The organism is Nocardioides sp. (assembly GCF_036374615.1).
GTDB lineage: Bacteria > Actinomycetota > Actinomycetes > Propionibacteriales > Nocardioidaceae > Nocardioides.
Map to the genome: position 1 here is coordinate 1 of NZ_DASUTK010000129.1, position 19,742 is coordinate 19,742.

At 70.9% G+C, this 19,742-nt stretch carries 17 protein-coding genes and 1 tRNA gene; 8 read left to right on the forward strand and 10 right to left on the reverse strand.

The window, feature by feature from the left end:
• Positions 1-45 precede the first annotated feature (45 nt).
• On the reverse strand, positions 46-1,380 hold the full coding sequence (locus tag VFZ39_RS10405; RefSeq protein WP_330865679.1) for a M20/M25/M40 family metallo-hydrolase: 1,335 nt from the start codon (positions 1,378-1,380) through the stop codon (positions 46-48).
• Between the two features lie 79 nt (positions 1,381-1,459).
• Here VFZ39_RS10405 and VFZ39_RS10410 point away from each other — a divergent pair.
• The 3 genes from VFZ39_RS10410 to VFZ39_RS10420 all read left to right on the forward strand — a co-directional run bounded on the left by VFZ39_RS10410 (position 1,460) and on the right by VFZ39_RS10420 (position 3,288).
• Positions 1,460-1,545, forward strand: a tRNA-Leu gene (locus tag VFZ39_RS10410).
• A 138-nt stretch (positions 1,546-1,683) separates the two neighbouring features.
• The gene (locus VFZ39_RS10415) at positions 1,684-2,169 is read left to right on the forward strand and encodes a DUF1269 domain-containing protein (RefSeq protein ID WP_330865680.1); all 486 of its coding nucleotides are present in this window, start codon (positions 1,684-1,686) and stop codon (positions 2,167-2,169) included.
• Between the two features lie 168 nt (positions 2,170-2,337).
• Positions 2,338-3,288: a S1 family peptidase gene (locus tag VFZ39_RS10420; RefSeq protein WP_330865681.1), complete on the forward strand. Its 951-nt coding sequence runs from the start codon at positions 2,338-2,340 to the stop codon at positions 3,286-3,288.
• 33 nt (positions 3,289-3,321) lie between these two features.
• Here VFZ39_RS10420 and VFZ39_RS10425 read toward each other — a convergent pair whose 3' ends face one another.
• A complete protein-coding gene (locus tag VFZ39_RS10425) occupies positions 3,322-4,158 on the reverse strand; it encodes a response regulator transcription factor (RefSeq protein WP_330865682.1) in 837 nt (278 codons plus the stop codon).
• 165 nt (positions 4,159-4,323) lie between these two features.
• On the opposite strand from VFZ39_RS10425, the gene VFZ39_RS10430 reads away from it, so the two are divergent.
• Together VFZ39_RS10430 and katG are read left to right on the forward strand one after the other, a co-directional pair.
• Positions 4,324-4,752, forward strand: coding sequence for a Fur family transcriptional regulator (locus VFZ39_RS10430; protein WP_330865683.1), 429 nt, complete (start codon positions 4,324-4,326; stop codon positions 4,750-4,752).
• A 31-nt stretch (positions 4,753-4,783) separates the two neighbouring features.
• On the forward strand, positions 4,784-7,039 hold the full coding sequence (gene katG / locus VFZ39_RS10435) for a catalase/peroxidase HPI (RefSeq protein ID WP_330865684.1): 2,256 nt from the start codon (positions 4,784-4,786) through the stop codon (positions 7,037-7,039).
• Positions 7,040-7,106: 67 nt separating this feature from the next.
• On the opposite strand, the gene VFZ39_RS10440 is transcribed toward katG, so the two are convergent.
• Positions 7,107-8,720 carry a sulfatase-like hydrolase/transferase gene (locus tag VFZ39_RS10440; RefSeq protein WP_330865685.1) on the reverse strand — a complete coding sequence of 538 codons (1,614 nt, stop codon included), beginning with the start codon at positions 8,718-8,720 and terminating at the stop codon, positions 7,107-7,109.
• A gap of 273 nt (positions 8,721-8,993) precedes the next feature.
• On the opposite strand from VFZ39_RS10440, the gene VFZ39_RS10445 reads away from it, so the two are divergent.
• Positions 8,994-9,788 (forward strand): hypothetical protein, encoded by a 795-nt coding sequence (locus VFZ39_RS10445; protein WP_330865686.1) that lies wholly within the window; start codon positions 8,994-8,996, stop codon positions 9,786-9,788.
• Positions 9,788-10,360 (forward strand): LysR family transcriptional regulator substrate-binding protein, encoded by a 573-nt coding sequence (locus VFZ39_RS10450; RefSeq protein ID WP_330865687.1) that lies wholly within the window; start codon positions 9,788-9,790, stop codon positions 10,358-10,360. The genes VFZ39_RS10445 and VFZ39_RS10450 overlap by 1 nt, the downstream gene beginning before the upstream one ends.
• 153 nt (positions 10,361-10,513) lie before the next feature.
• On the opposite strand, the gene VFZ39_RS10455 is transcribed toward VFZ39_RS10450, so the two are convergent.
• Together VFZ39_RS10455 and VFZ39_RS10460 are read right to left on the reverse strand one after the other, a co-directional pair.
• A complete protein-coding gene (locus VFZ39_RS10455; RefSeq protein WP_330865688.1) occupies positions 10,514-11,947 on the reverse strand; it encodes a S8 family peptidase in 1,434 nt (477 codons plus the stop codon).
• Positions 11,948-12,022: 75 nt separating this feature from the next.
• A complete protein-coding gene (locus tag VFZ39_RS10460; RefSeq protein ID WP_330865689.1) occupies positions 12,023-13,336 on the reverse strand; it encodes a DUF2252 domain-containing protein in 1,314 nt (437 codons plus the stop codon).
• Positions 13,337-13,433: 97 nt separating this feature from the next.
• Here VFZ39_RS10460 and VFZ39_RS10465 point away from each other — a divergent pair, with 97 nt between their 5' ends.
• Entirely contained in the window at positions 13,434-13,721 is a 288-nt protein-coding gene (locus tag VFZ39_RS10465) for a YiaA/YiaB family inner membrane protein (RefSeq protein WP_330865690.1), read from the forward strand.
• A gap of 61 nt (positions 13,722-13,782) precedes the next feature.
• Here the strand turns inward: VFZ39_RS10465 and VFZ39_RS10470 are convergent, their stop codons facing one another.
• The 5 genes from VFZ39_RS10470 to VFZ39_RS10490 form a co-directional block, all read right to left on the reverse strand.
• Positions 13,783-15,177: an FAD-binding oxidoreductase gene (locus VFZ39_RS10470; protein WP_330865691.1), complete on the reverse strand. Its 1,395-nt coding sequence runs from the start codon at positions 15,175-15,177 to the stop codon at positions 13,783-13,785.
• A gap of 68 nt (positions 15,178-15,245) precedes the next feature.
• Positions 15,246-15,395, reverse strand: coding sequence for a hypothetical protein (locus VFZ39_RS10475; RefSeq protein ID WP_330865692.1), 150 nt, complete (start codon positions 15,393-15,395; stop codon positions 15,246-15,248).
• 86 nt (positions 15,396-15,481) lie between these two features.
• On the reverse strand, positions 15,482-18,877 hold the full coding sequence (locus VFZ39_RS10480; RefSeq protein ID WP_330865693.1) for a BTAD domain-containing putative transcriptional regulator: 3,396 nt from the start codon (positions 18,875-18,877) through the stop codon (positions 15,482-15,484).
• A gap of 32 nt (positions 18,878-18,909) precedes the next feature.
• The gene (locus tag VFZ39_RS10485; protein WP_330865694.1) at positions 18,910-19,320 is read right to left on the reverse strand and encodes a VOC family protein; all 411 of its coding nucleotides are present in this window, start codon (positions 19,318-19,320) and stop codon (positions 18,910-18,912) included.
• A gap of 110 nt (positions 19,321-19,430) precedes the next feature.
• Positions 19,431-19,742: acyl-CoA dehydrogenase family protein (locus VFZ39_RS10490; RefSeq protein WP_330865695.1), on the reverse strand; the 312-nt coding region annotated here is incomplete at its 5' end.

Here is a 19,742-nt window from a genome sequence, read left to right on the forward strand (position 1 = left end):
TTCCGAGGGGTGGCACGGCAGCGGTGATCACGCCGGCCGGCGTGCTCAGACCTGGTCGAGGAACCGGTCGAAGACCCGCGCGCCGAACTCGAGCGCACTCACCGGGACGCGCTCGTCGACCCCGTGGAACAGGGCGGTGAAGTCGAGGTCGGCGGGCAGCTGCAGCGGCGTGAATCCGAAGGACCGCATCCCGAGCTTCCGGAAGTGCTTGGCGTCGGTCCCGCCGCTCATGAGGAACGGCGCGACGAGCGCGTCGGGGTCCTCGACGAGAAGGGAGCGGTGCATGGCGTCGACGAGGGCACCGTCGTACGGCGTCTCCCACGGGGGCTGGTTCGAGAGGTACTCCACGTCGATGCCCTCGCCCACGAGCTCGGCCAGGGTGGCGAAGAACTCGTCCTCGTACCCCGGCAGCGACCTGCCGTCGACGTGGGCGGTCGCCTCGGTGGGGATCACGTTCGCCTTGTACCCGGCGCTGAGCATGGTGGGGTTGGTGGTGTTGCGGATGACCGCCCCCAGCATCCGGGCCGCCCCGCCGAACTCCTCGACGAGCGCCTCGGCGTTCTCAGGCGTCGCCTCGGTGCCGGCGAGGTCCGCCACAGTCGCCAGCAGCACCTCCATCGCCGGTGTCAGTCGGACCGGCCACTCGTGTGCGCCGATCCGGGCGACGGCACTCGCGATCCGCGCGACCGCGTTGTCGCGGTTGATCATCGACCCGTGCCCGGCCCGTCCGCGGGCCGTGAGCTTCATCCACGCCATGCCCTTCTCGGCCGCCTCGACGAGGTAGATCCGGCGGCCACGAACGGTGGTGCTGAAGCCGCCGACCTCCCCCACCGCCTCGGTGACGCCGTCGAAGTGGTCGGCGTACCGCTCGACCATGATCTGTGCTCCGTGGTGCCCGCCCGCCTCCTCGTCCGCGGTGAAGGCGAGCACGATCGGCCGGTCAGGCAGCTTGCCCGCCAGTGTGCGGGAGCGCACGGTCGCCAGCAGCATGGCGTCGAAGTCCTTCATGTCCACCGCGCCGCGGCCCCACACGTAGCCGTCCTGGATCTCGCCGGAGAACGGGTGGACCTGCCAGTCCTCGGCCGCCGCCGGCACCACGTCCAGGTGCGCGTGCAGCAGCAGCCCGGGCCGATCCGACGAGAGGTTGCCCCAGTGGGCGATCAGGCTGGTCCGGCCGGAGGTCTCCTCCACCACGGTGGGCTCGATCCCGACCTCGTCGAGCAGGGTCGCGACGTACTCCGCCGCCTTGCGCTCGCCTGGGCCGGAGTGGTCACCGTAGTTGGTGGTGTCGATCCGGATCAGGTCCCGGCACAGCTCGACGACCTCCGTCACAGGGTCGTGCGCAGGGTCCCGTGGCACGTCCTCAGGTCGGTCCGCCATGGCCCTATCCTGGCACCGTCCGGAGGCCGTCCCCGATGCGGGTTTCGACCCGTTGCTTTGCTAAGGTTCCTGCGCACTCGTCCGGGTGGCGGAATTGGCAGACGCGCTAGCTTGAGGTGCTAGTGCCCGTATTAGGGCGTGGGGGTTCAAGTCCCCCCTCGGACACTCCTTCGTCCCGCGCGTCGCGCGATCTCGGCACCCCTGTACGCCGCGCGCGCTGCGCCTCCGTCGCTCGACCCGGTCCCTCGCAGATCACGCGCAGGGGATGATGCATCAGGCCCTGGTCAGGGCTTGATTGTGTCCATGACCGCATTCACTGTGTGGAAGTTCGACAACCCGGACGGAGCAGAGCACGCCGTGTCGTTGCTCCAGAGCGCCGAGGGAGACGACCTCGTCGAGATCCTCGACCACGCCACGGTGTCGTGGCCCGTCGGCGACAAGAAGCCGAAGATCAGGCACGGGCACGAGGAGACGCTGCGAGGAAGCGGTTGGGGGGCCTTCTGGGGGCTGCTCCTGGGCACCTTGTTCACCGTCCCGTTGCTGGGAATCGCTGCCGGCGCTGCCATCGGCGGGATCAGCAAGGCGACGGAGAAGCTCGGCATCACCGAGCAGGATCTGGAGCGCATCCGGGACGAGATCACCGAGGGAACATCTGCGCTCTTCGTCGTCTCGGACCAGGGCAACCTCGACCGGCTCGGCGAGCGGTTCCGCGGGGTGGACATGACGCTGGTTCAGACCAACCTGACTCCCGCCGAGCGGGAGCTCCTCCTGGAGACCTTCGGCAGCTGACCGGGCGACGGATCACCGTCGACCCCCTCAGGGCGAGGCTCGGTCCGTCGCGTCCCCGCTCAGGCTCCGGCCACGAAGCGAACATTTCACTGCGCAGCTCTGGCGCCCGGGCCTGTCACGACTTACCGTGCGTCAACAGCACCACACGTCTATGGGGGGAATCCACGCATGAAGAGACTGTTGGGCGGCGTCGTCGCCGTGATTTCGGGGGCGGCGCTGCTCGTCCCCACCGTGCCCGCGCAGGCCATCATCGGCGGGGCGCCCGATGCAGGTGAGCACCCGTACGTCGGGCAGCTCTTGTTCTACGTTCCGACCGACGTCGACTCGCGGTTCGACGATCCGGGCGCCTGGTTCAACTGCACCGGCACGCTGATCGACGCCGACACCGTCGTCACCGCCGGCCACTGCACCTACGCCGTCGGTCTCGAGGGCGAGGCGCCCGACAACCCGCTGTTCGGTGGCACCGACATCTGGTTCTCCGTCTCCGAGGCTCCTGACTACTCAGTGCTCCCTCCCAGCTCCACCTTCGTCCCCGACCGCAACGACGAGCGGTACGACGCCTGGTCGACGATTCTCGACGCGAGCCCGGAGTGGGCAGAGGCGGAGTCGACGTTCACGCACCCTGAGTTCGTCGATACGGCGTTCCTGCTCCACGACGTCGGCGTCGTCGAGCTGAGCGAGCCGATCCAGCTCTCGGAGTACGGGTCGCTCCCCGAGGAGGGTTACCTCGACAAGTTCTACTCCGCCAAGGCGAAGAAGAATGCGTTGTTCGAGTCGGTGGGTTACGGCCTCGAGGACAGCGGGCCGAAGTTCGGCCTCGGCGGCGACACCCGCAGGAAGGCAACCCGCAAGCTCGTCAGCTTCAAGGGAGCCTATGGTCTGAAGAACATCGCCGTGATGTTCTCCCACCGGGGTGCTGGGACCGACGGCGGGACCTGCTTCGGCGACTCCGGCGGGCCGACGTTCGACAAGTCGACACCGGCGATCGAGGCTCAGAACATCATCGTCGCGGTGACGTCGTTCGGGCTCAACTTCAACTGCAACGCCAGTGGCAGCTACCGCGTAGACCAGCCGGACGACCTCGAGTTCCTGGCTGACCCAGCCGGCGCCGACTACTGAGAACGGACCGCTGCCGACCGACGCACCCCCAGCTCAGCCGACGGGGATTGCCAGCCTCTCGGCGGCCGTGCCGTTCCGGGCGGCCGCCGGTGGCAGCGCGTAGCCGACCGGGGACTCGGGCGCCTCGCGCGAGGCGCTCGGGATCCCCAGCTGCTGAGCCACCATCACCGCCTGCAACCGGTCGTTCACGCCGAGCTTGCGGTAGAGGTTCGCGAGGTGGGTGTGGACGGTGCGGGTGGAGATGCCGAGGCGATGGCCGATCGCCCGAGCGGTGCTGCCCTCCCGGAGCAGCTGGAGGACTGCCAGCTCCCTCCCGGTCAGCCCGGCCGGGACTGCCCCCGTGGGGTACGCGCCCTGCAGCAGGGTGCACTGCTTGCCCAGCGCCGCCAGTAGCGGCTGGATGCGCCGCGCGAGGTCGAGGTCCTCGTCGGAGAAGTCCTCGCCGGTCCTCGCGAGGACGTAGGCGCGGTGCGCCTCGCCGTCGAGCTCGTACGGGATGGACAGCTGCTCGTCGACACCGACCGGCCCGCAGAGGTCGCGCAGGATGTCGAAGCCGTGCGGTGCCACGATCCGGCGCGGGACGCGTCCCACCGACCACGGTCGAGGGTCGCCGGTACGGCGGAACCAGCACAGGAGCGGGTGCTTGGCCATGTGACGTTCCCACAGCACCAGCTCCGATGGGCTCGGCCAGCCCTTGATCGGATGGCTGGGCTCGAACCCGAACGCGCCGTCGGCGTTCTTCCAGTTCCAGGACACCTGGGTCTGGAACGTCTCCACGAGCTTCGATCTGACACGCGTCCGTGGGAACCGTCCCGACGGCCGGGTCATCAGGTCGGCGGTGAAGTCGACCCATTCTGCGTACCTGCCCACGACGTTCATGCTGATCCCCCATTGTTCGTTCCCGAAGCGAGACCCGGTTGGCAGCTCGCTGGGGACGGTTCGTACCTGTGACGCAGGCACCGACCCGAAAGTTTCGATCGCAACGCCCGAGCCTCACAGTTGAATGATTCAAGAAAACTCGCAATGCTGGCCCCGATGCCCACCACTGCCGAGAACGAGCACGAGCGCCTGCTGCGCGACGCCTCGCTCCGGGTCACCCGACCCCGCCTGGCAGTCCTGCGTGCGGTGCACTCCGCTCCGCACGCCGACACGGACACGATCATCGGCACCGTCCGCGCCGACCTCGGCGAGGTCTCGCACCAGGCTGTGTACGACGTCCTGCGGGCGCTGACCGGCGCCGGCCTGGTACGCCGGATCCAACCGACCGGATCGGTGGCCCGGTACGAAGCCCGTGTGGGCGACAACCACCACCATGTCGTGTGCCGCTCCTGCGGCACGATGGCCGACGTCGACTGTGCGGTCGGCGACGTCCCGTGCCTGACGGCCTCCGAGGACCACGGCTTCGTGATCGACGAGGCCGAGGTCGTCTACTGGGGCCTGTGCCCCGAGTGCTCAGCCGCTTGAACCCTGCAGTCAACTCCGTGGAAGGAAGAACATGACCGAGAGCCAGGACAACCCGAGCAGCACCGCAGCCGGAGGGTGCCCGGTCGGGCACGACGGCGTGACCGCGGAGGGTAGCGAGAGCGAGAACCCGGCGATCGACTCGCCGACCCCGCAGACCGGGGGGCGGCCACGGACGATCCAGGACTGGTGGCCCGACTCTCTGAACCTGTCCGTGCTTCACGCCCACCCCTCCGCGGGCAACCCGTTGGGGACGGGGTTCAGCTACGCGGAGGAGTTCGCGAAGCTCGACGTGGAGGCGCTCAAGCGGGACGTCATCGAGACGCTCACGACCTCCCAGGACTGGTGGCCGGCGGACTTCGGTCACTACGGCGGGCTGATGATCCGGCTGAGCTGGCACGCGGCGGGCACCTACCGCATCCACGACGGACGCGGCGGCGCCGGAGACGGAAGCCAGCGGTTCGCTCCGCTGAACAGCTGGCCCGACAACGCCAACCTCGACAAGGCACGGCGGCTGCTGTGGCCGGTGAAGCAGAAGTACGGGCAGCAGGTCTCGTGGGCCGACCTGCTCGTCCTGGCCGGCAATGTCGCCCTCGAGTCGATGGGCTTCAAGACGTTCGGCTTCGGCTTCGGTCGCGAGGACATCTGGGAGCCCGAAGAGGTCTTCTGGGGTCCGGAGGACAACTGGTTGACCGAGGACCGCTACGTCAGCGACGCCGAGATGATGCCCGACGTGGGGGCCACCGAGATGGGCCTGATCTACGTCAACCCCGAGGGTCCGCGCGGAAGCGGCGACCCGGTGGCGGCTGCGCACTTCATCCGCGAGACGTTCCGCCGCATGGCGATGAACGACGAGGAGACGGTCGCCCTCATCGCGGGCGGTCACACCTTCGGCAAGACCCACGGTGCGGCTGTCGCCGACGACCATGTCGGCCCCGAGCCCGAGGGTGCTCCGTTGGAGACCCAGGGCCTCGGGTGGCTGAGCAGCTACGGCACCGGCAAGGGGGCCGACACGATCACCAGCGGTCTCGAGGTCACGTGGAGCGACCGACCGACCCAGTGGAGCAACCGCTTCTTCGAGATCCTCTTCGGCCACGAGTGGGAGCCCGCCACCAGCCCGGGTGGTGCGAAGCAGTGGGTGGCCAAGGACTCCGAGGCGATCGTCCCCGACCCCTTCGACCCGCAGAAGAAGCACAAGCCGACCATGCTGACCACCGACCTCTCGCTGCGCATGGACCCGGCGTACGAGAAGGTCTCCCGGCGCTTCCTCGAGCACCCCGACGAGTTCGCCGACGCGTTCGCCAGGGCCTGGTACAAGCTGCTGCACCGCGACATGGGTCCGGTCTCGCGGTTCCTCGGCCCGTGGGTGGCCGAGCCGCAGGTGTGGCAGGACCCCGTGCCGGCGGTCGACCACGAGCTCGTGAGCGAGACCGATGTCGCCGCGCTGAAGACCCGCGTGCTGGAGTCGGGCCTGACAACCCACCAGCTGGTCTCGACGGCGTGGGCGTCGGCCGCGAGCTTCCGGACCACCGACAAGCGCGGCGGCGCGAACGGCGCCCGGATCCGGCTCGAACCGCTGCGCAGCTGGGAGGTCAACCAGCCCGCCGAGCTGGCGACCGTCCTCGAGACCCTCGAGGGCATCCAGCAGGAGTTCTACGCCGCCGGCGGTGCACGCATCTCGCTCGCAGACCTGATCGTGCTCGCCGGCGGCGCAGCGATCGAGCGGGCGGCCAAGGACGCCGGTCATGACGTCACCGTGCCGTTCCACCCCGGTCGGACCGATGCGACGCAGGAGCAGACCGACGTCGAGTCGTTCTCGGTGCTCGAGCCACGAGCCGACGGCTTCCGCAACTACCTCCGACCCGGCGAGAAGCTGCAGCCCGAGAAGCTGCTCGTCGAGCGTGCCTACATGCTCGAGCTCAGCGCCCCGGAGATGACCGTCCTAGTCGGTGGCCTTCGCGCACTGGGAGCGAACGTCGGCGGGGCGGCGCACGGGGTCCTCACCGACCGGCCGGGCGTGCTGACCAATGACTTCTTCGTGAACCTGCTCTCCGCAGGGACCAGGTGGAAGGCGTCCCAGGACTCGGAGAACGTGTACGAGATCCGCGACGCGGCCACCGACGAGCTGCGCTGGACCGCGACGCCCGTCGACCTGATCTTCGGGTCCAACTCGCAGCTCCGCGCGCTCGTCGAGGTCTACGCGAGCGAGGACGCCCGCGACAAGTTCGTCAACGACTTCGTGTCGGCCTGGGTCAAGGTCATGGAGCTCGACCGCTTCGACCTCGACTGATCGAGGACAATCGTGGCGGCGCCCCGGTCCCAGCGACCGGGGCGTCGCCGTTCCCTGGCCCGGTCCGTCACCAGCCGTAGACGCGGTCGAGTCGTCGCCAGTACGCCGCAGTCATCCTCCGGTTCGCCCCAGCCCCGGCCGCGAGGCTGCGAGGCAAGGCTGCCCGACACTCCTGACCCGCGCAGTCCTTGAGGTCCCGCCACACCTGACGCAGGGTCTGCTTGACTTCGCGATAGGCCGGGTCGTCCCACCGGCTGTGGTTCTGCAGCGGGTCCTTCACCAGGTCGTACAGCTCTCCTCCGTCGCGGTAGACCAGCATGGAGTAGCGGGCGGTACGGACACCGATCGCGGTGCGCTCGTCGTCGAAGCCCGGCGCAGGGTCGGAGGGGCCGGTGTGGAGCGCCTCGTACAGCACCGGGGTGCGCCAGCCGCGGTCGCCCCGGCGCATGACCCGCACCTTCGACGCACCGTCCGGCACCAGCGGCGGCGCAGCACCGGCCAGGTCGATGATGGTCGCGCTGACGTCGATCGTCGTGATCGGGTCGGAGCGCATCCGTCCGGCCCGCCCGTCACCACGCATGCCAGGCCCGGTGACCAGGAACGGCACCCGGAGCGACGGCTCGTGCCCGAGCAGCTTGCCCTGCCGACGCCGGTGCTCTCCCAGGAAGTACCCGTTGTCGGACGTGAACATGAAGACGGTGCGCCTCCACTCGCCGGTCCGCCTCAGGGTGTCGATCAGCCCCCCGATCTGGACGTCCATGGCGAACACTGCCTCCGCCCGCTGTCGCGTCACCTCCCGCATCGCCCGTCGCTCGCGCGCGGTCGGTTCCGGGAACTTGCGCAGCAGCGCGGGCTTGTCGGAGACGTTCCGCTCCGCCGGGCCACCGTTCCTCGGCAGGCCGGCAGCGTGCGTGATCAGCCGGTCGAAGCGTCCCCTGACCCAGCGCGGGCGGCCCGGCGTGACGTAGTCCGTCCGCCTGCCGTTGCGGTCGGGCACGTAGCCGGGGTCGTCGAGCTCGCGAGGCGATCCGTGGTGGGGCGTCACGTAGTTGACGGACATGAAGAACGGCCGGCGCGATCTCGAGAACCTGCGTGCCATGGCCCGGGAGAAGTCGCCGACGACCGCGGGCTGGTACCGGCCGCGGTACGCGTTGTCCACGGTCCCGTTCACGTTGTACGGCGTGTCGCGATAGTGGTGCGTGCCGCCGTGCACCTCGGGCAGTGCCCGGTTGGTGAAGGCAGCGCGCCAGTCGGACCACCCTTGCGGGACGTACTGCCATGACGGCTCTCCCGACACCAGCGAGTCGTGCGTCCCGTAACCGTTGAGGTACTTGCCGATGAACCCGGTCTGATAGCCGACCTCAGCCAGTGATGTCGCCAACGTGCGCGAGTCGTCGAAGGTCTGGTATCCCCACGGGAGCTTGTGGGACAACACCCTGTGACGGTGCGCGTAGACGCCGGTGAAGAAGGACGCCCGCGCCGGACAGCAGAGAGGGTACGGCGAGAAGGAGTTCCGGAAGGTCAGGCCGCGCCTGGCCACGAGCCGCCGCAGGTTGGGGGCGAACCGCACGTCGTTGACCCGCATGTCGTCGGCCATCACCACGACGATGTTGGGACGTGCCCCCTTCGCACCCCGCGGCTCGATCCGGGCAGGCTGCCCGCCCTCGGCCGGCACCTCCACGGGTTCAGTGGACGCGGGGCCGGCCGGCCCCGCGCCGCTGACGGCGAGCGCGACAGCCACGACGAATGCCAACAGCGGCCCCCGCGTCCCAGTCAGGGTCACCCTGCGTCCGAGCGCAGTCTCGTCACCAGCCGGACTTCTTCTCGACCGCACGCCGGCAATCTTGCGTCATGCGGCGCGCTTCGTGGGGATCCGCGCGCAGGCGCGTTCCAGCACTACGTCGCGGCGGCGCGCACCGTTCCTCGTCGTGGCCCACCGTGATGGACTGACCTCGTGATGATCCGGCCCGCAGAGCTGACGGCCATCAAGAACGGCGAGATCGACCTCGCGTTCCGGCGCTGGGACCGTCCGCGCGTGAAGGTCGGCACGCGGATGCGTACCGGCGTTGGTCTGATCGAGGTGGTGTCGCTCGAACCGGTCGCGCTCTCCCGGCTCCGAGCCGACGACGCGCGTCGCGCCGGCGCCGCGTCGCTGACTGCGCTCAAGGACGCACTCAGCCACCGGCCGGACCGGACCGTCTACCGCGTCGGACTGCGGTACGCCGGCGCCGACCCGCGCGAGGCGCTGCGCGAGCGCGTGCCGGATGCCGCTGAGATCGAGCAGATCAGGGCGTGGCTCGACCGGCTCGACGCGGCCTCGGGCACCGGGCCGTGGACCCGGGCCACGCTGGAGATCATCGACCGCTCCCCCGGCGTACGGGCGCCGGACCTGGCGGCCGAGCTCGGACGGGAGACGGCGGACTTCAAGACCGACGTGCGCAAGCTCAAGGAGAAGGGCCTCACCGAGTCCCTGGCCATCGGCTACCGGCTCTCCCCGCGGGGCGAGGCCGTGCTCGACCACGGCGGGCCGCCTCGGAAGCGGCCGGCGCGGCCGGACGGCACTCCGCTCCCCCGCAGCATCGGGGCTCCTGCCACCCGCGCGCTCCGGGGCGAGGGCGTCACGACCCTGGAGCAGGTCGCGTCGTGGCGTGCAGCAGACCTGGTCGCGCTCCACGGCGTCGGGCCGATCGCGATCGAACGGCTCGGCGAGGCTCTGACCGGGCGCGGCCTCTCGTTCAGGGACGCCTGATGCGACTCGGCTTCGACACCGGGACGACACCCGACAAGTGGGCCATGGCGTGGCGTGAGCGGCAGGCGGAACCGCTCGAGCTCGTTCCGGTCGACGGTGCGGTCAGGGCCGAGACCGGACTGCGTGACGGCTCACTCGACCTCTGCCTGGTTCGGCTCCCGCTCCCGAGCGTCGACGGGCTCCACCGGGTGCGGCTGTACGACGAGGTGCCGGTCGTGGTGGTCCCGCGGGACCACTTCGCCACGGCCGCCGACGCCGTGACCACCGCCGACCTCATCGACGAACAGCTCGTGCTCCCCCACCAATCCGGCTGGACGCCCAGTGCGGCCCAGCTCGACTGGCCGCCGATGTCGTGGGAGGAGGCGATCGAGGTCGTCGCGTCCGGAGGAGGAGTCGCGATCGTGCCGATGTCGGTCGCACGGCTCTACGCCCGCAAGGACGTCGCCGCCCGGCCCGTCTCGGACCTCGAGCCCACCACCGTCGTGCTGGCCTGGCTGGTCGAGCGCGACGACGAGGACACCCAGGCGTTCGTCGGAGTCGTCAAGGGCCGGACGGCGAACAGCTCTCGCTGAGCCACTCCCCCAGCGCGCGTGAACCTGGCGTCTACCCGGACGTACGCTGCCTCGGCGGCTGTGGCCGCGACCACGACGTAGATCACGCCGGGCACCGTGGCGCCCGGCGTGACCTTGGGGGACGGTCGTGCGAACCCTGCCCGGACAGCTCGCCTAGGGCAGAACGTTCGCCGCCGCCACGACATCGACGAGGCCGTGCCCCTTGTCGTACGACGAGCCGCCGACGTACGGCGCCCCGAAGGAGTACCGGTGGGCGGTGGACGTGATGGCCGCCTCGACCTGTGCGGGCGTCGCGCCCGGCGACTTCTGGAACAGCTGGGCGACGATTCCCGCGACGTGCGGGGCAGCCATGGAGGTGCCGCTGATGGTGTTGAAGTTCCCACCGTCGACGAAGTCCAGTCCGGTGACGCAGATCGGCAGGTAGATCCGGCAGGAGCTGGTGATCGTGTCCCCCGGTGCCGAGACGTCCGGCCACGTGGCAGGGTCGCTCTCCTGGCCCCGTGAGGAGAACTCGCTGACCTCGCCGTCGCGGGTACCCGTCTCCAGGTCGTTGTACGACGCGACGCTCAGGATGCCGCCGGTCGGGTCCTGGCCGGGCGGGTTGGTGAGGCTCGTCGAGCCGTCGCCGCCGTCGTTCCCGGCCGCCCACACGGTGACGACGCCCTCGGCCGCCAGCGCACGTTGCAGCTTCACCGTTGCCGACTCGGGGTCGTACGCGCCGCCGCCGCTGGGGCCGTAGGAGTTGTTCGTGACCTTGATCGGCGGGCACTCAGAAGCCGGCACGCCCTCACCGCAGGGTGCGGCGTGGTTCTCGAGGACCCAGTTCAGGGCGGCGTCGGCGCCGATGATGAACAGGGCGGCGCCGGTCGACAGCGACACCAGGTTCGCGCCTGGCGCGGCACCGTGGAGGGTCCGCCCGTCGGAGAGGGTGGTCGGTCTGCCCGCCACGATGCCGGCGACGTGCGTGCCATGACCGCCGACGGACAGGGTGTCCGTGTCGACGGTGTTCGGCAGGTTCACGACTTGGCAGAACGCCTCGAGCGGGTCACAGACGGTCTTGTTGTTGCTCACGACGGCGGAGGTGCCGTCGGCGTCAGTGAGGTAGGGGTGGGTCGGGTCGACGCCGGAGTCGATCACGGCCACGCTGACGCCGGTGCCGGTCAGGGCAGTGCCGTCTGCACCGGTCAGGGTCTCCATCGCCTCGGTCCCGCGCGTGGCCGTGTGCGAGGTGTACTGCGTGAGCTCGATCGGCTGGTTGCCCTCGACGTAGGTCACACCGGGCTGCACCCTCGCGAGCGCGATCTGTGCCGCCGTGCCACGAGCGACGACCACGCCGATCCGGTCGAAACTCATGGTCCGGGTCAGCCCGGCCGTCCTCACGGCGCGGTTGGCCGCCGCGAGGTCGGTGCCGTGCACCAGGACGGTCGTCCGCTCCCCCAGCGCGAGGGTGCGCAGCTGCCGGGCGAGGAAGTCGGAGATGTCGGCCCTCGGCAGCGGCAGCGCATCGGCGCCCGTGGTCGGCAGGACGGGGGCGAGGGCGACCACCGCGAGCGCGGCGGCGGCAGCCAGTCGTGGAGCACGACGCATGGGGTCTCCTCCTGGGTGAGGGTCGTGCCTGTGACAACGGCCGCGCGTCCCGGAGGTCACGCTCGCTGGGCGGCGTCAGGTGGCGGAGACCCCGATCGAGCCGTCCCGGAAGGCCGACACGAAGAGTGCGTGGTCCTCGCGCACCCGATCGGCGTAGGCCATCCCCCAGTCGGTGAGCCAGGCCGCGAACTCCTTGCGGCGGCGGTGGATCGAGCTCGCGATCGCTTCCTCCACCTGGAAGTCCACGAGGTCCTGCTCGCTGTCCTCGTCGGAGGCGCAGTGGATCTTCGCGGTGGCGCGGCCGAGCAGGTCGACGACCTCTGCGATCTGGTCCGGCTCGGTCAGGTCCGACCAGTCCAGGTCGACCTCGTACGGCGACACCTCGCTCACGACGTACCCCACCCCGTCGAGCGTGGTGTACCCCAGCAACGGGTCGGTGTGGAGCTGGAGCGCGCGCTGACTCACCACGGTGCGCTGCCCCTCGTGGTCGAAGTACTCGTCGATCGCGCTCGTGTCCACGAACCGGCTCACAGCGGGGATGTTCGCCTGCTTCATCGACAGCACCACGTCGTTGTCGAGTGCCTGGCTGTAGCCCTCGACCAGCAGGTTGTACGCAGGCAGCCCGGCGCTGCCGATCCCGAACCCGGTCTTCCCCACGAGGTCGCGCAGCTCGTAGAAGAGCTCCCTGTCGAACCGCTTCTGGTCGGGGATCGTCTCCAGGTAGCGCTCGAAGGCTCGCACCACCTTCGCCCGTTCGGTCTTGGACAGGGCCCGGACCGTGTCGTCGTGCCGGAACGTGCGGAGTCCGTCGTCGAGGACGGTGGTCCGGTCGAGCAGGTCGGCCCGCTTGTTGCACCGGGCCGAGACCAGGGCGCTGCGGATGGGGCCCGAGGTGTTGTCGAGGTGGAGCGCGAACTCGTCGTCGTCCTCGCTGCTCCGGTACTCGTCGACCTGCGAGAGGTAGGACCGGACGTAGCGCCCGATCAACCGGCGGACGTCCTCCTCGGGCAGCGCCTTCTGCCAGCCGACGAGCGCCAGCGATGCCGCGAACCGCTGCAGGTCCCACGTGAAGTGCCCGAGGTAGGCCTCGTCGAAGTCGTTGACGTCGAAGACCAGCCGGCCGTCGGAGTTGAGGTAGGTGCCGAAGTTCTCGACGTGCAGGTCACCGTGGATCCAGATCGCGCCCGAGAGCTCGTCGGCATACGGGTCGTCCTCGTCGGTCACGTCGGCGTAGAACACGCAGGCGCTACCGCGGTAGAAGGCGTGAGGGTCGCCCGCCATCGTGCGGAACTTCCCGCGGAAGGCCCGCGGGTCGGCCTTCATCAGCGGCGCAAAGGCTTCTTCGAGCGCGCGAACGAGAAGGTCGCGACGGTCGTCTCCGGTCGGCACTCTCTCACCTTAGGGACCGGGATAGGCGTGGGTACTCACCCCAAGCGGGTATTCGCGCGGGTTCGGTGCATCGGGTGGCGCGGCGAGGATCCACGGCATGGACACTCCGATCGCAACCAAGAACACCAACGCCTTCTACCTGCAGGCCGCCCTCTCCTTCGGCGTGGCGCTGCTGACGATGATCTTCTCCGTCTTCTACCTACCGGTCGACCCGTGGATCCGCGCCTTCCTGGGCCTGGGGATCATGTACCTCACGACCTCCGCCTTCACCCTCGCCAAGTGCGTCCGCGACGCACAGGAGAACCAGGCCGTCTACACCCGGCTCGACCAGGCGCGTGTCGACCGGATCCTCGCCGAGCACGACCCCTTCAAGTCCGTCTCCTGACCTGACCGTGATGCGCACCGAGCCCCGCACCGTCTCGGTGCGGGGCTCGTTTCGTCCAGGCTCAGCCGGCCTCGACCGGACGATTGCTGCGGATGACTCCGAGCGGGTCTGCGGCGCGCTTGGCCGCGACCAGCCGAGCGCGAGTCGCGGGTGACCACCAGTGGTCGGTGCTGCGCCGTCCCAGGAAGGCGAGCGGCGCGCGGCCCGAGCTCACGGACGACACTGCTGCCTCGATGTCGGCGAAGCCGGCCTCGACCCCGGCGTCTCCACCCGGTCCGATCGGGATGCCGATCGCGCCCACGAGGTACTGCTCGGACACCGCTCCGAAGCTCCCGCCGGTCGGGTGCTGGCGCGCCAGCGCCCCGCCCAGGTGGCGGACCTGCACCATGGTGAGGGGGTGGGCGGCCCCGGCCCCGACTGCGTCCACCAACCGCTCGACGGTTCGGTCGTCGAGCGCGTGGAGAAGGACCGCCCAGTCGCGCCCGGGAGACGGCTCGGTGGGTTCTCCAGCGATGCCGTCCAGGGCACCGATCGGCACCTCGCCCAGCAGGTCGAGAACGATGCCGGGCACGGCCCGGAAGGGTGCGAGCAGCCGCCCGGCCTCCTGGCTGGTGCCGAGGTGTGCGACAGCGACCGACGCGATTGCCTGACCGCGCAGCGGTTCCGGGATCTCCGGGAACGGTGGGAACCGGTAGCAGTGGAACCACACGGTGAGCCCGTCGGGCGCGCCCTCGGTGACGTCCCGGAAGGCGTCCAGCACCGCCCGGGTCTGCTCGATCGGCCAGAACAGCCGGCCGCCGTACAGCTGCGGGACGGGGTGCAGTCGCACAGTCATCCGCGTGATGATCCCGAAGTCACCGCCCCCGCCTCGCACTGCCCAGAACAGGTCCGAGTCGTCGCCGGTGGCCGTGAGCGTGCGCAGCCGGCCCATGCCGTCCACGAGCTCGACGGCTTCCACGCTGTCGGCGCCCGCCCCGAAGGCGCGACCGAACCAGCTGAGTCCGCCGGTGACCGTCATGCCGACGACCGTCGGGTCCGGGTTGGAGCCTGCGAGGAACGTGAGGCCGGTGCCGTCGAGTGCCGCCAGGAGCTCGCCCGCGCGGACGCCGGCACCGAACGTGACGGTCCGCGCGGCGGGATCGACCTCGATGCCGCGCAACCCGCCGGTGCGCAGGAGCATCACCTGCTCGAAGGGGCCGGTGGTGCCGTGCCCGGTGGGCTGGGCGGACACCTGGACCTCGTGGTCCCGGGCCCACCGGACCGCGGTCACGACGTCCTGCACGTCTCGTGCCTCGAGGACGGCAAGCGGGCGCTGGTCGACGGTGACGATCCAGGCTGCGCGGGCGGCGTCCCAGGTCTCGTCGTCGGGGAGGTGGAGGGCGCCGGCGACGCGGCGGCGCAGGTCGGCGAGCGGCTCCCGTAGCTGGTCGGTAGGCGTGATGGTCGTGCTGGTCATGAGTGGTCCTCTCGATGTCATGGCGGTCGTTCGGTGGGGGCCTGCTGAGGTCTCTGTCCTCACGTGGGCTACCGCAGCGCGTTCAGGACACGCTGGGTGGCGATGGTCTCGAGCACTGACTGGGTCCGGAACTCGGTCCGGTACGTCGTGGCACCGCGGCGACGGGTCGCGAACCGCGCCCGGGCCGAGCCGGTGAAGGTGGTGAAGGTGGTGGTCATCGCGGACCTCCTGTCCGTGGGCCGCCCGGTGTCTCCGGGCTGGCTCCACGGTGGCCGCGAGCGCTTTCGCGCGAGTTACCGCTGACTTACGCCTCGGCTGCGCCGCCGTCCTGCTCCAGCTGTGCCAGCAGGGCCGTCGCCCGGCGCAGGGCAGGTCGGACGTCGAGCTCGGTGAGCCGGTCGACCGCCCGACGCGCGTGGACCAGCGCGTCGTCGTGCCGCCCGAGGCTCTGCAGTCCCAGGGCGAGGAAGTGGTCGACGACACCGAGGTGGTCCAGAGCCCCGTACGTGACGACGGCGTCGGCGTTCGGGCGGAGCTGGTCCACCAGCACGCGCACGCGGTCGGCGTCCCCGAGCGCCGCGAGGACTCCCAGCTGCAGACAGGCACCCGCCAGGGCCGCGTAGTCCTCGACGTGGGCCGGCACCAGGTCGGCGACCAGGTCACCGATCCGCTCCGGCTGACCCGAGGTCACGAGGCCCCATGCGACCGCAGCGCGGGTCGGCAACCCACGGGTCCCTGCGAGGTCGACGAGTCCCGGGTCGAGCGTCTCCCCCGGTGCGAGGCTCGCCGCGGCGTGCACACACCTCGCCTCGTCGATCCCGACGACTCCGCTGCTCTCGTGCAGCGTCAGCGCCTCGCGCCCGAGCGCCGCCGCCTGCGGGTCGTCGACGTCACGGGCACGGGCTGCGCGCCACCAGGCGAGCGGGACGTCGACCCCGGCGTGACCCAGGTCGGCAGCGGCGGCCCGACAGCGCTCCATGGCCTCGTCGGACTCGTCGACCCGTCCGAGCTCGAACAGGTTCCAGCCGAGGTGGAAGAGGGCGGACACCTCGGTCTCTCCTCCGGGAGAGCGTGCGAGAAGGTCCTCGAGGAGGGCGAGCCGCTCCTCGCGGTCACCCGGCCGGCGGCGCCCGGAACGGCACAGGATCTGGAGGTAGAGCACCTGCTCGATGAGCACGTCGTCGGCCGCCTCCCGGGCAGCGGCGCCCGCGCGTGCGCTGTACTCGGTCACGCGGTCACGGTCGAAGCCGAGGTAGTGCTCCACCATCAAGGTCGCGGTGAGTCTCGCCTCGTCGGCGGGGTCGACCACGTGGCCGAGCGCGTCCGTGAGCGCAACGATGAACGGCTCGTCCTTGCTCCCGTGCTCGCGCGAGGTCCAGACGCCGGCCTCGGTGGCGATCGCGGCACTGGCGGCGACGTTGGACCAGTCCTCTCGCGCGACTGCCTCGGCGACGAGCTCCTGGACGATCGCGCGACTCGCGGCCGACGATCCCAGCCGGAGCAACGCCTGTGCCTCGCCCTGCCGGGCCGCGACGTGCTCCGGCTCGGTCGGATCGGCCTCGCGGCCCGCTGCCCGCCACAGCTCGAGCGCCTCGGCGTGCGCCTGCCGGGCCGCGGCCGACGCGGCAGCCCGCGGCAGCCAGGTGAGTGCGGCCCGGCGCGACTCGCGACCGAGCGGCGCCGCTGCCAGGGCGTGGCCGGCGAGCGTGGCCACGAGGTCCGCGTCCGGCCGCGGGTGGGCCTGCTCCAATGCGACCACTGCCCGCGCATGCAGCCGCATCCGTCGAGCGGCGCTGAGCTCGTCCGCCAGGACCTCGCGGGTCAGGGCGTGGGCGAAGGCGTACGCGGCGCCCCGTTCCACCAGGAGTCCCGAGGCCACGGCAAGGTCGAGGGTGTCCAGCACCGTCTCCTCGGACTCACCGGTGACCGTGGCCGTCAGGCGTGGCTCGACGACCTGGCCCAGCATCGCCGCGTGCGCGAGCAGGGTGCGTGAAGCCTGGGGCAGCCGCGCAAGCCGCTGCCGCAGCACGTCCTGGACCCCTTCGGGCACCGGGAGGTCGTCGAGCTCGACCGCTCTCAGGTCGGGTCGCGTCGTGAGCAGCCGCGCGTACTCCCCGACGTAGAAGGGGTTGCCGGCCGTCGCGTCGGCCACCCGGTACGCCAGCTGCGGGTCGTGGTCGCCCAGCATCGCGGTCAGCAGGTCGTCGACAGCGGCCGGATCCAGGCCCTCCAGGCGGATGCGGTCGGCGCCGGCGCGCGCCAGGGCTGCCAGCGCCGCCAGCAGCGGTTCTGCGGCGGCCGCCTCGTCGGTCGTGCGTCGAGTGACGACGATCAGCAGCGGGGCCGGCATCGGCGTCGCGGCCGCGTGTGCGAGGAGCTGGAGCGACGAGACGTCGGCCCGGTGCAGGTCCTCCAGGACCACGACGAGTCCGCCGGCCGCCTGGGCCGACTGCACCAGCAGGTTCACGACCGCGTCATAGAGACGGAGCGTCGTGCCGGTGCCGGTGTCGGCAGCGGCCTCACTGTCGCCGAGCAGTGGGGCGAGGTGCGGGGGTGGCGTCGCCGCCGACCCGGCCAGCTCCCGGACCAGCTCCCGGACCACGGACTGCCACGGCCACAGTGCGGGCACCAGATCACCCTCCGGGCTGCGTCCGAGCACCACGCGCGCGCCACGCTCGGCCGCCAGTACCTGGAGGTCCTGGACGAAGCGGCTCTTGCCGATGCCCGGCTCGCCGGACACCGTGAGAAAGCGCGCCGCTGTTGCCGCGGGGAGGCCCTCGAGCAGCCGCTCGCCCAGCGCCAGCACCTCGTCCCGGCCAACGGTCGGGCTGGTCGGCGGCCGCAGCGCTGGCTGGTCCGCGGACACCTCGCGCGTGCGCGCGGCCACCGGCCGGGAAGCGAGGACCGTCAGCTCCGGGTCCTGCTGCAGAAGGCGTCGCTCCAGCTCCTGGACCTCCGGGGTCGGGTCCACCCCCAGCTCGTCGGCGAGCATCGTCCGCAGCCGTCGGAGCGTCTCGAGCGCCTCCCCCTGCCGCCCGCCCCGGTACTGCGCCAGCGCCAGCCCCGCCCAGAGCCGCTCCCGGAAGGGGTGGTCGCCGGCCGCGTCCATGGCCAGGGTCAGCGCGTCGGCGTCACGGCCCAGGGCCAGCAGGTCCTCGACCCGGCGCTCGAGCAGCGACGCGTGGAGCTCGTTCAGCCGGTCGCGCTCGCGGAGCAACAGCTCGCCGTCGCAGTCGGGGTACGGCGTGCCGGCCCACAGCTGGTTCGCCTCCTCGCCGAGTCGCAGTGACTCCTCGGCCCGGTCGGCCCCGAGCGCCTGGCGGGCCATGGACTCGAAGACCCAGGCATCGACCGCGTCAGACGGCGCGTCCAGGACGTAGCCACCGCCACCACTGACGAGGACACGCGGCGGCGTGCGTGGCGCGCGATCCGGCTCCAGCTCGGCACGGAGCCGGGAGACCGCCACCTGGAGCGAGCCGAGGGTGGCGGCATCCACGTCCGTCCACGCGTCGGCCAGCAGTCGCTCGGCCGTCACTGGCGTACCGCGCGCGGCGAGGAGGACACCGAGCACCGAGCGCTCGCGGCGGCGCGTCAGCGTGCGTGGGGTACCGCCCTCGGGCAGCACCACCACCTCGCCGAGCACTCGGTAGCGCATGTCGCCCCCGCGGTCGTGTTCGAGCCGGTCCGTCCGGAGGCTCAACCTAGCCGCCACGCAGCTCCTGATCCGCCAAGTCAGGCTGCGGCCGCCGGTGCGACCGAGGTCGGGCGGCCGCCGTACCGCACCGTGAGGACCTCGACGAAGTGGCCGTCGGGGTCGTGGAAGTAGGTGCCGCGGCCGCCGTCGTCATGGTTGACCTGCTGCGGGAGCCGGCGGTGCGGGTCCGCCCAGTGCGGCAGGCCGAGCTCGGTCAGGCGGCGGTAGAAGGTGTCGAACTCGGCCTCGCTCACGAGGAACGCGTAGTGCTGGGGTGCGACCCGCTCCTCCCAGCCGGCGACGTAGAGCGCGACGTCGTTGCCGAGGTCGAGCGCGGCGAACGGTCCCTCCTCCCGGGGTGCCGGGAGTCCGAGGATCTCGGCATAGAAGCGCGCGGTCCGGGCCTTGTCGGTGCTGGGGACGATGTGGTGGTCGAAGTAGACGGTCATGACGGATGCTCCTGGCTGGTGGCGGCCGCCGGTCGGTCCGCCTGGCCCCACTGCACCGGCTGCCGCTGACCGACGGCTTTCACCGCGGTTACCGGCTTCGGCTCGGCGCGCTACTTGAGCTCAGAGCTGGACAGACCCAGCAGCCGCCGCGCCACGATCAGCTGCTGGATCTGCTGGGTGCCTTCGAAGATGTCGAGGATCTTGCTGTCGCGTGCCCACTTCTCCAGCAGCTCGGTCTCGGAGTAGCCGCCGGCGCCGGCGAGCCGCACGCAGCGCAGCGCGATGTCCACGCAGGCCCGCCCGGCCTTGGCCTTGGCCATCGACGCCTGGAGCGAGTTCGGCTTGCCGTTGTCGGCCATCCACGCCGCCTCGAGCGTGAGCAGGCGCGCGGCCTCGTAGTCGGCCTCCATCGCGAGCAGCTC

What these genes read in the sequence shown, in the direction of transcription:
- VFZ39_RS10405 (WP_330865679.1), bottom strand. Translation starts at nt 1,380, where the DNA reads ATGGCGGACCGACCTGAGGACGTGCCACGGGACCCTGCGCACGACCCT.
- VFZ39_RS10415 (WP_330865680.1), top strand. Translation starts at nt 1,684, where the DNA reads ATGACCGCATTCACTGTGTGGAAGTTCGACAACCCGGACGGAGCAGAG.
- VFZ39_RS10420 (WP_330865681.1), top strand. Translation starts at nt 2,338, where the DNA reads ATGAAGAGACTGTTGGGCGGCGTCGTCGCCGTGATTTCGGGGGCGGCG.
- VFZ39_RS10430 (WP_330865683.1), top strand. Translation starts at nt 4,324, where the DNA reads ATGCCCACCACTGCCGAGAACGAGCACGAGCGCCTGCTGCGCGACGCC.
- katG (WP_330865684.1), top strand. Translation starts at nt 4,784, where the DNA reads ATGACCGAGAGCCAGGACAACCCGAGCAGCACCGCAGCCGGAGGGTGC.
- VFZ39_RS10450 (WP_330865687.1), top strand. Translation starts at nt 9,788, where the DNA reads ATGCGACTCGGCTTCGACACCGGGACGACACCCGACAAGTGGGCCATG.
- VFZ39_RS10455 (WP_330865688.1), bottom strand. Translation starts at nt 11,947, where the DNA reads ATGCGTCGTGCTCCACGACTGGCTGCCGCCGCCGCGCTCGCGGTGGTC.
- VFZ39_RS10465 (WP_330865690.1), top strand. Translation starts at nt 13,434, where the DNA reads ATGGACACTCCGATCGCAACCAAGAACACCAACGCCTTCTACCTGCAG.
- VFZ39_RS10470 (WP_330865691.1), bottom strand. Translation starts at nt 15,177, where the DNA reads ATGACCAGCACGACCATCACGCCTACCGACCAGCTACGGGAGCCGCTC.
- VFZ39_RS10475 (WP_330865692.1), bottom strand. Translation starts at nt 15,395, where the DNA reads ATGACCACCACCTTCACCACCTTCACCGGCTCGGCCCGGGCGCGGTTC.
- VFZ39_RS10485 (WP_330865694.1), bottom strand. Translation starts at nt 19,320, where the DNA reads ATGACCGTCTACTTCGACCACCACATCGTCCCCAGCACCGACAAGGCC.